Source organism: Caballeronia sp. TF1N1, from assembly GCF_022878925.1.
GTDB lineage: Bacteria > Pseudomonadota > Gammaproteobacteria > Burkholderiales > Burkholderiaceae > Caballeronia.
Genome location: NZ_CP084626.1, coordinates 445,727 through 459,203, shown reverse-complemented (window position 1 = coordinate 459,203; position 13,477 = coordinate 445,727). Strand labels below are relative to the sequence as shown.

Here is a 13,477-nt window from a genome sequence, read left to right as displayed (position 1 = left end):
GCCCTCCGGCGGACGGCGTTGCGTCGAGCGCGAGCTCGGCGCGCCTTTCGTCGGCGAGCGGCCCCGCTCCTCTTTCAAGCTTTGCGTTTGACGATCTTAGTTGTGGAGGCCCGAAAAATGTTGCCGAAACCCCGCAAGAACTTGCGCGGCGCGAGCGAAATCAGCGCGCAATATCCCGCCCTCATCGCTCTGGCGCTGGCCTCGGAGCTGCGCGATTCGCGCCACGCGGCGAAGAAGTTGTCGCGATGGACAGGGGCGAGCGAGCGCACGGTCCAAGACTGGCTTTCAGGGACCCGAGGGCCCAGCGGGCCGCACCTCGTCGCCTTGGCTCGGCACTCGGCGGCGGTGCACTCTGCGTATCTTTCGATGTCGGAGCGCGCAGAAGAGCTTGCGCCGAACGTGAATGCCTCGGTGGGGCTGCTCAGGGAAGCGCTAGACCTTCTGACATCGCGCGCAGGCTGAATGCGCTTCAATTGCGGCACTCACTCGCACCAATATGCAGTCTTGCGAGCTCCGCGTAGAATCAACCGGTTTCAATGATCATCGCCCCCTTACTTGTGCGGAGTCTCGATCCCGGCTGGTCGACAAGCGAAGCTTCTAGGCTGGAAATTGCAATTACATGTGAGGCAACGACTTGGCTCAGAGCATTTCGCGCGGCGCGCGTCAAAGAACGGGCGCTCTGCATTCAGCAAAGCACGAATAGTCTCATGGCAAAGGATTCTGGTCTGTGAGCTCTCAGAGCCCATCGTCGCATACTCCTTTGACGGGCGACCCCGCGCGCCAAGCGATTGCCTCCCTGCGCGGCTACGATTACCAAATCTGGCGATCGGTCGAAGCATGGATGCGGCTAACCGAAGGCCAAACCTTGTTTCTTGAATGCGCCGAAGACTTCGACCTCGTCGATGAGCGAAGCGCGGAAGCCACGCAGGTAAAGAGCTCAGCAAAGGATATTTCATTGGGCTCTTCGGATGTCCGCGAGGCGATCGAAAATTTTTGGTTGTTGCGCGAGCGAAATCCTGACCGGTCAACGTTGACGATGCGGTTTCTCACGCGCGGCAGCATCTGCTTCGAGAGGTCGAGGCCATTCGGCGATGAGAAAGGCATTGAAGCCTGGCGGCGAGCCGCTACCGGCGACGACGACGCGGCGCTCGCCGTGGGTCGCTTCTTCAATCAGAGTTTCGAAACGTCCGCGCTCAATCATTTTCTCGCCACGGCAAGCGCCGCCGAGTTGCGTAGCCAGTTATTCGCTTGCATTTATTGGATCACTGACGAACCCGACACCGAAGCAGTTCGACTGAGCGTCGAGCGACTCGCCATTCAGCTGGGAGCCACTCTGGAAATTTCCGCCATTGCGTCAGTGGCGGCGGTTGACGGCCTGCTCGCTTTCTGTCGCGAAAGGGCGGCTAGACCCCATCCGCATTTGCGCAGCTTGACCGTTGAAGACAGGCAATTGGCCTTCGAGGCTAAGACAAGCCTCAATGTGCCAATGACGAACGCCGTGCTCGCGAAGTTGGGCAATGCCTTGTATTCGCCAAGTAGCCAGTCGCTCGCTGGCGGCGTCATGGCGTTTGAGCCTGCACCCCTCGGAATCGGGCCGCCGCCGCTGCCAGCCTTCACGTTGCCGAGGATGCCGCTCGTCGGAGCCATTGCGGAGTCGCTGCGTAACGGCAGCGCTGCTTTGATCGTCGGGTCTGAGGGTCGAGGCAAAACCACCCTTGCCAACCTTGTTTGCCGAACGCTGGACCAAGCCGATTTTTGGTTGGACCTGTCAGCGCTCGATCGCGCCTCTCTGTCGACGACATTGGAGCGGCTGCTAGTGCAACTGCGGGCCACCGACACGCCCAAAGTCGTCGTTCTCGACGACCTTCCCGTCGCGAGCGGCATGGAGCAAGGCCTCTGGACGCGCCTGAGCGCAATCATCGGCGAGTGTTCAGCTCGCGGACATGTGCTTATTCTCACGGCGCGAGGCGTCAATCCGGAGTTGGTCGATCCGAGAGTGCGCACCACGGCAATCGCTTTACATGACGTGCCTGACTTGGCACGGGAGGAGATTGCAGATTTCGCGGCATCCCTTGGATGCCCCTTCAAATTGCGTGACGTTTGGGCTTCGATGATCTTGGCTCAAACGGGCGGCGGCCATCCCAAACTGGTTCACTTGCGCGGGCTCGAGCTTCGCGATGAAGGTTGGCCGCCGCCGACTGTGACGACACTGGATAAGCCGCCTAGGAGCATCTCCGAGGCCAAACAATACGCGCGTCAAGAGGCATCAAGAACGCTGCCTGATCAAGATCGGGATTTGCTCTACGCAATGAGCCTCGCCATGGCTCCCCTCGACCGCGACATGGTGCTCGCCATTGGCCATGAACTGGCCGGTCTTTCAGCGCCGGGCGACGCCTTGGACCGGCTCGCGGGTCGTTGGATCGAACCGCGAGGCGCAGGCTCCTATCAAGTGACAGCGCTCCTAACCGGACAAGCGACTTCTGCGTGGCCCCCAGAGAAGATCGAACGAGCGCACGCATGCCTTTTCGACGCGATTGCACGCAAGCGCAAGCTCAGCGTCGACCAAGCGCTTCCGATGTTCATGCATGCCTTCCAAAGCGCCGACGATGCGCGCTTCGCCCACTGCTTAGTGGGACTTGTCAGCGAGGAAGGCAGATCGCGCGAGATTGTCTACGAATGGATCGCGCCCGCGTTGCTCATCGCGCGCGGAACAAAAACCAAAGCCCTGCCGCGTTTCAGCGGCCGAAGCCTTGTCCTTTTAAAGTTGCTGCAGTTCCGGATTGCGCAACAGCAAGATGTTGGTCAACTTGCCGAGATCGCTTTCGAATGGGGAGAAGAGATCGCCCGTCTGCCCGCCGGGCCAATGCGCGACGGCAGCCGGCTGCTAAGGTCCTTTTCGATCGCATCGTCAACCGAAGGTTTCCTTCAAGCGTCGACGCTTATTCAGGCGCTCGAAGAGCTGATTCTGCTTGAAGATATGGTTCCGGCAGAGGCCCGTCGAGGACTGCCTGTCGACTTGTCAGTGGAGGGGCATGAAGGCGACGACTTGGTCGCCACCCTCTTTATGTTCATGCAGGCGCGATGTAACACGGTTGACTTTCAGCATGAACTGCTAACGGCTTTGGAACAGGTTGACCCGCCCGCGCGAAATCGGATGCTCAAGGCCTTCGACATTCCGTTCGTCCGTCAAAACCAGTTGTTTGTGAATCGACCGTGGCTCGCAGAGGCGGAACGCGAGACACCGCGCTGGGATTTCGCCGTGACGACATTGCGCAGAATGATCGAGCTCGCCACCGCGTGGGACTGCGCTGGGCTTGGAACTTCCGCAGCTCGGGTCCTCGCCCTCATTTATGACGAGCACTTGGACAACCACGACGATGCTATCGCCTGTCTTGACGACGCGGTCGCGCGTTTCGGGGAGTCGCCCGTTCTAACTGCGCAAGAAGGGAATGCGCTTTTTTACCGCAAGCGATATCCGGATGCGCTTAGATGCTGGCGGAAGTCCCTGTGGCGCCCCACTTCGGCCATTGACAATGGCATTCGCGATCCCTACATGTTGCGCAAAGCGGGCATAGCGTCCGGCCTCATCGCCGATCACGAGAGCGCTTCTGCTTGGTTTGAAGCTGCGGGCGACCTTGCACATCAAATGGAGTTGCGCGCCACAGCCGGAGGCGCCTGGTTCGACGCCGCTTATTGCGCGTTCAACAATGGCGCTTGGGGTAAGACGATCGCGCTGGCACATGCGGGGCTTGAGGCCTTGCGCAATGACTTCAATCCAAGCGACGAGTTCGCGCTTTTCGCAGCCAAAAAACTGGGCGGCCATATCATCTTTTGGATGCTTGCGCAGCTGCGAACAGGCTTCGCCGAAGTCCCTGCTCAGCCTGCCTTCGGGCAATGCAGCAATCCGGATCGAGACAAGAGTATCGCGCAGCTGCCCAACAACCCCTTCGACGTGGCCGCCGCGATGTTGCTTGAAATTGCTTCCCTTCTCGGCGTTTCCAGCGCTGAAACCAATTCCCTGCGAGCGCGCGTTGAGGACACCAAGATTGCCGCCGCGAGCTTTCAATATTGGGCCATCCGCTGCAACGAAGCGGTCAAGAGCGGTCGCTTGGAAGATCTGGCGACGATGTTGATGGGGCTGAGCCGCGCGCATTGGATCTCCCTTGCTCAGAAGAAAAGCGGTGCTAGTCCTCTGACGCCCTACACCGGATCGATCGACGATCTCGACCGGACAACTCCGTTGGGCACTGAAGCCGTGTTTATAGCCGCGCTGTGGCTTCGCGAGCTCAATGGCGGCTCGCCGCGTTCACTGGCTGAGAGCTGGGCCGAAGACCTCGGCGGGAGCCCTGACGGGCGACATCTTCATGCGGAGGCCCAGCGCGCCCTCAGCGCCTTCGCGATCGACGGACAGATGGCGAAAACGATTTTCTTCAATCGCAACGCGGGCTTCGTGGACAGACTAGGCGCCGCCTTCCGATTGCTGGTCGGCTTCAATCGGGAGCCCGCTATGACCACGCGCTGTCAGGGCGTCGCGTTGACATGGCTTCTAAAGTCCGGCGGCCAATTAACGTTCGATGCGATGCTTCCGCCTATCGCTAGACACTTTGCATCCATGTGGCGTCAGCATGGGTCCACGCCCGCGTTGCTTAAATCGCCAAGGATCGTCCTGCCGCTTCTTCATGACGCAATCGAGAGCGCGACGAACGCGCCGGAGCAGCTGCTCAAGCTGTTCAACGCCGCCGAAGCCGCCACGGGCATTGCGGCCGGGCGCGAGCTTCGCGACGAGCTGCGCAAATCGATGAAAGCGCATGCAGCGCGAGTTCCATGGTGACTGCATTGAGTGCATTGCGCCCACCCCTGGCTTGCCTCAGTCGTCCGCCACTTACCGATTCGGCTCTCTCTGGGACTTGTGTTGGAAAGGTGTCGCTTGAGGCGACAGGTGGTTCTATTCCATTGCCATGCGGCGTGGCGCGCTGCTCCTATTGCGGCGAAGCTCTGCGACGATCCGATGATTTGTCGTTTCGGCGCACACTCCTTTTCGGCGCCCAAAAGCCCTTTTATACTCTGCCTGCTGGAATTGTCCGACTTTAAAAATAACGGAGAGGGCCCATGGAAGAGTTCGAGCAGCAACCGTTCGTCGACGCGGAGCTTTTGGAGAACCCCGAGCCTCGCTGTCCATGCATTCTGCTTCTGGACACGTCGGCTTCGATGAGGGGCGAGCCGATTCGCCAGCTCAACGAGGCGCTGTCTCTCTTCAAAGACGAGCTGTATGCGGACTCCATGGCGGCCAAGCGTGTCGAAGTGGCGATCGTCACGTTCGGGCCGGTCGCGGTTCGGCATGACTTCGCCACGATGGACGGCTTCTTCCCGGAGGCCTACGAGGCGAACGGATCGACGCCCATGGGCGAGGCGATCACGCAAGCCCTTCAACTTTTGCGCGAGCGCAAAGACCGCTACCGTTCGAACGGCGTGAAGTATTACCGCCCGTGGGTGTTCCTCTTCACGGACGGCGCTCCGACGGACCGTTGGGAGGAAGCCGCCCAGCAAGTGCGCGTGGGCGAAGAACGCAAGGAATTCATGTTCTACGCGGTCGGCGTCGAGCAGGCCGACATGGCCCTGCTCTCCCAGATCGCCGTGCGCCAGCCTTTGAAGCTCAGAGGCCTCGCGTTCCGCGAGTTCTTCTCGTGGCTGTCGGCGTCCTTGGGCTCCGTGTCTCGGTCCAGCCCCGGCGACCCCGTGCCGCTCGCCAATCCGACCGCGCCGGACGGGTGGGCCGTTGCGGGCTGACCCGCGCTGGCGCTGGGCCGCCGCGTCGCGTGTCGGCACGTCGCATGTTCGGCATGGGACGCGCAAGCAAGACGCCTTCAGCGTCTCCGCGTCCGCTCGCGGCTCGCTTGTCGCCGTCGTCTCCGACGGCGCGGGCAGCGCGAGCCATGGCGGAGAAGGCGCCTCGCTGGTTTGCCGCGTTCTGTCTTGCCGGTTCCGCGAATGGTTTGAGCGCAGCGAGCGCCTGCCAAGCGACGACCAAGCCGTGAACTGGATCGACGAGTTGCGCGACCGTTTGGGGCGCGCCGCCTCGAACAGGAATATCGACCGAAGGCAGTTGGCCGCGACGCTGGTTCTGCTGGCGACCAGCGGCGACGAGGCGTTGTGCCTGCACATCGGCGACGGCGCCGTGGTCGCCCGATCAGGCGGCCAGTGGGAGACCGTGTCGGCCCCCGAGAGCGGCGAGTTCGCTTCGACGACGTTCTTCGTGACGGACGACCCCGAAGCGCGCCTGCGCGCCCGGCGGATCGACGCGGGGCGCGACGCTTTCGCATTGTTCTCCGACGGCATCGAGTCGCTGGCGTTGGAGCAAGCGACGCTTGCGCCCTCGCCGCGCTTCTTTGAGCCGATGCTGCGGCCGATTGACCAAGCGAGCGAGCGAGGCCGCCTTGGCGCCTTGTCGGGAGCGCTGGGCCGCTACCTCGACGGCAAAGCGATTTGCGATCGGACCGACGACGACAAAACCTTGGTCCTCCTTTCACGCCTATGAGCGCGCCGTCTGTCTTGATTTCGGGAAAGAGAGCGCGGCTCGGCGGCCTGCTAGGCCGCGGCGGCGAGGGCGACGTCTATTTCATCGAAGGCCGCCCGGGCGAGGCCGTCAAGCTCTACAAGAGCGACCTGCGCGCGCCTCGCGAGGACAAAGTGGCGGCGATGGTGGGGAGCCGGCTGTCGGAGCGAACGAGCCTGGTCGCCTTTCCGCTGGAAATCGCCGCCGACGAGTCGGGGCGCTTCGCCGGCTTCGTCATGCGGTTGGTGTCCAAGCACCGCCCCATTCACGAGCTCTATGGGCCGAAGTCCCGGAAGATTCAATTTCCGAGCGCGGACTATCGATTCCTCGCGCGGGCGGCAGCCAACGTCGCGCGCGCCGTCGCCGCGGTCCATGACATGGATTGCGTCATTGGCGACTTCAACCATTCGGGCGTGCTGGTCAGCACGAGCGCGACCGTGGCGCTGATCGACGCCGACAGCTTCCAGTTCCGGGCGCAAGGCCGGCTGCATCGATGCATCGTCGGCACCGAGGACTTCACGCCGCCCGAGCTGCACGGCGCGCGCCTGGGACAGATCGAGCGGACGAAGGCGCATGACCATTTCGGGCTCGCCGTCGCGATTTTCCAGATGTTGGCAATGGGCCGGCATCCCTATGCCGGCCGCTGCTCGGACGCCGATCTGAGCCTCGGCGAGTCGATCGCGCAAAACCGCTTCGCCTTTTCGATCGCCCGCCGGGCGCAAACCCGAACGATTCCTCCTCCGGGCTCGATCCGGCTTGAAGACTTTCCGGCTCCGCTGATCGCCGCGTTCGAGGCCGCCTTCGGCGGCGACCCCGCCAAGCGCCCAACCGCCGCGCAGTGGGTCAATTTGCTCAACGGGCTCGAAGGCGACCTGCGGCAATGCGCGGCGGTTCCCGCCCACTGGTTTCCGCGATCCTCCGGCGAGTGCCCGTGGTGCCGGCTGCTCGCCCAGTCGGGCATCGACATGTTCCCGGCCTTGTCCTTCCCGTCGACGGCGCAATCCGGCGCCAATCATTTCGACGTCGACGGCGTTTGGGCGGCCCTCAAGGCGCTCGCGCTGCCACGCCCGGAGGATCTCATCCCCTCGTCGTGCGCCGACGCGGGCGTCTCGAAGCCGACCGCGCAAGACGCCTTGGCGGAGCGGCGGAAGCGGAGAAACGCGCGCTTGTTTTGGATCATTCCGGCTTTGATCGCGTTGGCCTTCGCGCCGAAGCTGTTCGGCTTGTGGCTCGCGTGCGGTTTGGCCGCGGCCATTTCTGCGGCGGCGGCGAAGGTCGACCCTGAGCCGTTGAAGAAGGCGTTCGTCGCCGCCGACGAGCAGGCGCGAGCCGCCGCCGTCGACTGGCTAAGGCGCATTGGCTACGTGGACGCCTTGGCCCTGCGGGCAGACCTCGAAAGCGCCGTCGGCCAGCATCGAGCGCTTGACCAAGAGCTTGCGCGCGCCCTCGCCGATTTGCAGAGCTCGCGCGAGTCGCGGCAACGGGCTGCCTATCTCGACGGGTTCCTGATTCGGCGCGCGAAAATCTCCGGCATTGGGCCAGCCAAAACGGCGACGCTGGCGTCCTTCGGCATCGAGACCGCGAACGACATCACGCGCGGAGCGGTCTTGCTCGTGCCCGGCTTCGGCGAGGCCTACACGGCGAAGCTCCTCGCGTGGCGCCAGAGCCACGAGAAAAACTTTCGATACAACACGCTGCGCGACGCCTCCGACGCGCAGGCCGAGAGCGCGGCGAAATCGGCGTGGGCGGCAAAACGCGTCGCCATCGAAAGCAAGCTGCGGGCGGGCCTCGCCAACCTGAAAATGGCGCCGGCGAAGCTCGCCGCGGCCAACCCGATGGCGTTTCCTCCGCTCAAAGAGGCTCTCGAAAACCGCGAAGCGGCGCGGCGCCACTGCGAACAGCTGGGCATCGCGCCTCCGCCGACGCAACCTGTCGAGATTGTCCTCCCGAAGCGGCCGGCGCCCCCGCCGGCCTCGCCTCGAATCACGCCTGCGCCCGCTCAGGCGTCGCAGGCAGTCAAACCTCCGCTTTGTCCCAAGTGCTCGTCGGCTATGCGTCTTCAAACCGCGCGTCGAGGCCGGAACGCGGGGAACCAATTTTGGGGATGCGCTAGATTTCCAAGCTGTGATGGCGCTCGGAATCTATAGGCAATGAAAGCCTTGGGTCGCGCTCTGCATTGGCGGACGATCGGATTTGCCGACTATTCGCGTCCAGCGTCCCCGCCTCCAGTCCCACAAACTACGCAACGCCCTGAAAGGATATCGTCGGACTCGACGGTGGCGCTCTTGGTCAATTCGGCACTTATTATATGTTGCAAAATACATACAACACTATATATAGTGCCCTCTGAATGGTCAACAACTAGGATCGGTATAAAATAACCTTTCCGAACCTTCACGCTGAAAGCTTCATGATGCCAGCACGCCCTTTTACAGTCCTGTGTCTCGACGGCGGAGGCATGCGAGGCGTCTACCAAGCGGCTTACTTGGACTCTGTGATCTCTCGGATGGCCAACTCAAATCCGGGATTTCCTCCGATCGATGCTGGCAGCGTCTTCGACCTGTTGGTGGGGACGAGCACGGGAGCCATAGTTGCGTGCGCGCTTGCGGCGGGCAAGAGCCCGCGAGATGTTCGGAAACTCTACGAAACGCATGGCCAGAGCATTTTCCCCGGCCAGCGATTTCGAGCCATTCCGGTGATCGGCGACATCTTGAGGGCGTGTGGCTTCGGGAATCGCAGCGGCGAGGCCGCTTTGAAGGAAGCGCTGACCGCCGAGCTGGGTGAAACGACATTCGCGCAAGTGCTCGATAGACGAGGAATCGCGTTGGCGATTCCAACAGTGGACATGGCGCGGCACGCGGCGGTTGTGTTCAAGACGCGGCACATTCAGCGCTTGAACGGCCGCGATGATCACCGAACTCTCGTTGACGCCTGCATGGCGAGCACCGCGGCGCCGATTTTGCGCGCGCTCGCCTCGCTGACCGAGCCGGACAACGGCGTGGGCGTCGTCTACACAGACGGTGGCCTTTGGGCGAACAACCCGGGCGCGCTTGGCGCGATCGAAGCGATTGAAATCTGCGCAGCAGCAAGCCAAGGCGACCGCCCGATCCACCTTTTCATGCTTGGCTCTCTCCCCGCGCAAGGCGGCGAAGAAATCCCCGACAGCAAGCGTTTTCGAGGCGCAGGCGGCTGGAAAGCTGGCCTCAAAATAATGGAAGCGTCGATAAACGCGCAAGCTGTTGGATACGACTACATCGCGAAAAAAATCCTAGAGTTGCGCGGCGCCGGCAGCGGTGGGTGGCGCCTGCCCGCTCAGTGCCCGTCCAACGAGCTTCGAAATTATCTTTCCAACATGGACGACGCTCGCCCGAAAGTTTTGAACGCTCTGGCGCGCCAAGCGGTGTCTGATGTTGATTTCCTGTGGGCCTCTGCCGATCGCGGCGAACCGGCCGCAGCAGCCTTTCTCGATGCGTTCAGGACACGCATCGGGAACAACCCGAGCGAATGACCATGTTTGATTGCCATAAAGAAATGAGCGCCTTTCACGGCGAGAAAGTCACGCTAGCTCAAAGCCAACGCCAAGCAATGCACGACCGTCGCAACAGCGGGCGAACACGGCTGGAGAAAGGTTTGGGCCGCGACGGGCATCCCTTGCCTGACCATCACTCGCAAGGGTCCTACGCGATGCACACAATGGTTCAGGACGCTGATAACGAATACGACATCGACGACGGCGCGTATTTCAAAGAAGGCGACCTCGTCGACGCCGATGGCCGCGCGCTGACCCCGCGGGAAGCCAAAGAAAGAGTGCGAGACGCGCTTGCCCAAGACCAACGCATGGCGAACGACGCCGAGGTGCACCGCAATTGCGTTCGGCAACCCTATCCGCAGGGCTATCACATTGACATTCCCGTGTATCGGACGTTTGTCGATATCGACAGCCACGGGGGAAAGACCACAAAGCACGAGCTCGCCAGTGAAAATGCGTGGGAGCTCTCTGATGCCCGAAAGGTTACGCGGTGGTTCCAAGACCACGTGGCGAACGCTGGCGACAACGCGAAACAACTGCGCAAGGTCGTGAGGCTGACAAAGTTCTACGCGCGAAGCCGCAAAGACTGGAAGGAAAGGACGGGCAGCGGAATAATGATTTCGCGCCTTGTTTGCGACGAGTTCGTCCCGGCCAAAGACCGCGACGACCAGTCGCTGCGCGACACATGGGAGAAAGTCCACGCTCGCTTGAAGCGATCCCTTGTGGTCGAGCATCCCGTCGGGGAGACGCCGCTTGCGAAAGAGGGCGACGCGAAAGCTGCGTTCTTGCGCGACAAATTGGCCGAAGCTCTCGACACATTGCTCGTCTTGGACGACGAGCCGACACGCGGCGAGGCGCGGGCTGCATGGGACGAAACCTTCGCGACGAGCTTCTTTTCCAGACAGCCCTCGCCCTCCAACGGCGGAGGCGGCGGAAACAAGTCGCGCGTTGTTGTCTCCACAGAAGCGCTTGATCGGCGCGATGACGGCGGCGGAAGATTCGGTTGAGCTCGTCTCCAATAACGCCAGCGGCCAGCGCGTCGTCTGCCGGGCGCGCCATCGAGAACACGCTGCGGCACATGTGGCCCGACGAATGGCGCAAGCTGCGCGGACGAGAGGTGGCCGGACTTCAGGCGAAGCTCGCGGGCTCCTTCCCGATCGCGGGCGCTTGGAAGCTCGACATGCCCCTCGGCGAGCACTTGCATCCTCGCGTCGACCACGTGATTTTGCTCATTGATGACGTCTTTCCTTTCTCGCAATTTCGCGTGTGCGCGCCGCAAGCCGAAGGCCGCTTGGCGGAGCGATGGCCACATGTGGAAGGAAAAGGGATGCTGTGTCTGGCCAGTCAACCTCTCGGGCTCCCAATCGATGAGCGCCTTAAGCGGGCTGTGACGGACGCCGCAATGCTCTTTTCGATGGACGAAGCCGCGCGCAAAGCGGAATTCCAACGCGAAGCGCTGTCCTATTGGGAACGCGAATCGGGCGACACAAAATCTTGGCGATCGCTATTCCCTCCCGCGGGCGTTTCTCGCGCTATTTTTTATGCGAATCACCGAGGCGCCTTTGTCTTTGCAGATTCGGAAACTCAGCTATTGTCTTGGTTCCGTCATTCCAACATTGGCGATGCGCCAAAGCCGATGCGCGCGTGGTTCGCGATGCTTGACGAAGCGCTGGTCCCCGCGCAATACCCATCGACCGGGAGCGATCTGCTTAGGCTGATCGGTTGCGAGCAAATCCTTCCGATGCTCGATCCTCCGCGCTTTTTCCCCGTTCTGCTGGGCATGCCGACTAAGACAGGCGCGGTGTTTGTCGCAGTCCAATTACAGTGCCCCTCGAAGAGGGACATGTGGAAAGGGTTTCGACCGGGCGCACGACTGCCAGACGTTCGTGTTCTGCCCGCCTACTCCGGTCGTCGAGTCGAGCGTGTGCAGGTCGTGAGAGCGGACCACTCTTGGGTTCATGGTCGCGACCACAATCCGGCGGCGGCCATTCTCGCTGAAAAGACCGTCGCATTGATCGGGTGCGGCGCTTTGGGGGCTGAAATCGCCCGCCTGCTCACGCAATCCGGCGTTGGCAATCTGATGCTGATCGACCATGACACCTTGGCCTCAGAAAACACTTCGCGTCATGTGCTTGGCTCCGCAGAGACTGGCGGCAAGAAGGCGAGCGGATTGGCCAAGAAGCTGAAAAGGGACTTTCCCACCATCCGGCAAGCCTGCTCGTTCGACCAACGCTACGAGCAGTTGCCAGAAGACCAACTTGTGAAAATCGACGCGGCGGATTTGGTGATCACGGCTGGATTGTTCTTGCCGACCGACATCCGCGTGAACGAACGCCGCAAAAGAGCCGCAGTCAAACGCCCGTGGTTGGTCGCGTGGGCCGAAGAGCTTGCCTGCGCCGGCCATGCAGCGCTTCTGGTTTCCGACACCGACCTGACGGAGCTGTTCGACATCGCCGGGCGACCTAAACTGGCTATGACGTCGAACTGGCCATCGTCGGTCGGGACCGTCACCGAAGCAGGATGCGGAACGTCGTTTCAGCCTTACAGCGCGCTCGACATGCTTAACACCGTTGCGCTGGCCACTCGTCTCGCGCTCGATTCTTTGATGGGCCGTCGCGCCGCGTCGACCTATCGCGTCTGGCTTGGCGATCGCGACCGCGTTGCCAGATCGGGAGCCACTCTGGCAACGACGTTCGACGCGGGCATGACTGAGCGAGAAATGCCATGGCCGCGTTAGCTGAAATGCTGGGGCGGCCCTTGCTCATTCGCCACGAACGATTCGACCAACATGTTGAGATAGCGACGGAGGCATTGGCGCATCTTCGTCGATATCGACAGATTCGCGCCTGTGCGCGAGAAGCTGGGGGACAACTGTTCGGATCCGTTGATGGCTCAGTTATTCAAATTTTGGAAGCCAATGGGCCACGCCGCGAGGACGAACGAACCCGGACGTCGTTTCGGTCTGATCCGATCTCAGCGCAACGAGAAATCGACCGTTGCGTTCAGCGAGGATTGGTCTATCTAGGAGAGTGGCACACACATCCCGAGCCGCGACCAACCGCGTCGCGCGACGACACCGACGCGCTTTCGCGATTGCTCGCGAAATCACGATTGCGCGTCAATGTCCTCTTTATGCTGATCCAAGGCACCGAAAGCGGCGAAAGCGGGGTCGCTTTTTATAGCGGCAGCTCGGATGGGATTGAACGCTGGACTCATGCGAGCGCGAGCGAATAAGAGATCTCGCCGAGCGAGCTGAAAAAGACGGGTTAAGTTCGCAGGACATCATCGACGGTCTCCTGTCCTAGAGCGTGAGAACTGACCGGCAGCTCGCCGTTCATCGGCTTGCGGCAGACCTGACATTGAAAAAAGCACCACCGCATTTTGCGCGGAATTGT

9 protein-coding genes are annotated in these 13,477 nt (G+C 61.7%); all 9 read left to right on the top strand.

The window, feature by feature from the left end; genetic code table 11:
* Nucleotides 1–117 precede the first annotated feature (117 nt).
* Nucleotides 118–462 carry a hypothetical protein gene (locus LDZ28_RS02155; RefSeq protein ID WP_244827102.1) on the top strand — a complete coding sequence of 115 codons (345 nt, stop codon included), beginning with the start codon at nucleotides 118–120 and terminating at the stop codon, nucleotides 460–462.
* A gap of 298 nt (nucleotides 463–760) precedes the next feature.
* Nucleotides 761–4,831, top strand: coding sequence for a hypothetical protein (locus tag LDZ28_RS02150; RefSeq protein ID WP_244827101.1), 4,071 nt, complete (start codon nucleotides 761–763; stop codon nucleotides 4,829–4,831).
* Between the two features lie 278 nt (nucleotides 4,832–5,109).
* Nucleotides 5,110–5,787 carry a VWA domain-containing protein gene (locus LDZ28_RS02145; protein WP_244827100.1) on the top strand — a complete coding sequence of 226 codons (678 nt, stop codon included), beginning with the start codon at nucleotides 5,110–5,112 and terminating at the stop codon, nucleotides 5,785–5,787.
* Complete coding sequence (locus LDZ28_RS02140) at nucleotides 5,777–6,535, top strand: PP2C family serine/threonine-protein phosphatase (RefSeq protein WP_244827099.1); 759 nt, start codon at nucleotides 5,777–5,779, stop codon at nucleotides 6,533–6,535. The genes LDZ28_RS02145 and LDZ28_RS02140 overlap by 11 nt, the downstream gene beginning before the upstream one ends.
* A 14-nt stretch (nucleotides 6,536–6,549) precedes the next feature.
* Nucleotides 6,550–8,700 carry a hypothetical protein gene (locus LDZ28_RS02135; RefSeq protein WP_244827098.1) on the top strand — a complete coding sequence of 717 codons (2,151 nt, stop codon included), beginning with the start codon at nucleotides 6,550–6,552 and terminating at the stop codon, nucleotides 8,698–8,700.
* A gap of 347 nt (nucleotides 8,701–9,047) precedes the next feature.
* A complete protein-coding gene (locus tag LDZ28_RS02130; RefSeq protein ID WP_244827962.1) occupies nucleotides 9,048–10,061 on the top strand; it encodes a patatin-like phospholipase family protein in 1,014 nt (337 codons plus the stop codon).
* The gene (locus tag LDZ28_RS02125) at nucleotides 10,058–11,089 is read left to right on the top strand and encodes a cyclic GMP-AMP synthase DncV-like nucleotidyltransferase (protein WP_244827097.1); all 1,032 of its coding nucleotides are present in this window, start codon (nucleotides 10,058–10,060) and stop codon (nucleotides 11,087–11,089) included. Before LDZ28_RS02130 ends, LDZ28_RS02125 begins: the two co-directional genes overlap by 4 nt.
* Before the next feature lie 71 nt (nucleotides 11,090–11,160).
* Entirely contained in the window at nucleotides 11,161–12,819 is a 1,659-nt protein-coding gene (locus LDZ28_RS02120; RefSeq protein ID WP_244827096.1) for a ThiF family adenylyltransferase, read from the top strand.
* Nucleotides 12,807–13,316, top strand: coding sequence for a Mov34/MPN/PAD-1 family protein (locus LDZ28_RS02115; RefSeq protein ID WP_244827095.1), 510 nt, complete (start codon nucleotides 12,807–12,809; stop codon nucleotides 13,314–13,316). The genes LDZ28_RS02120 and LDZ28_RS02115 overlap by 13 nt, the downstream gene beginning before the upstream one ends.
* The last annotated feature ends 161 nt before the right edge of the window (nucleotides 13,317–13,477 follow it).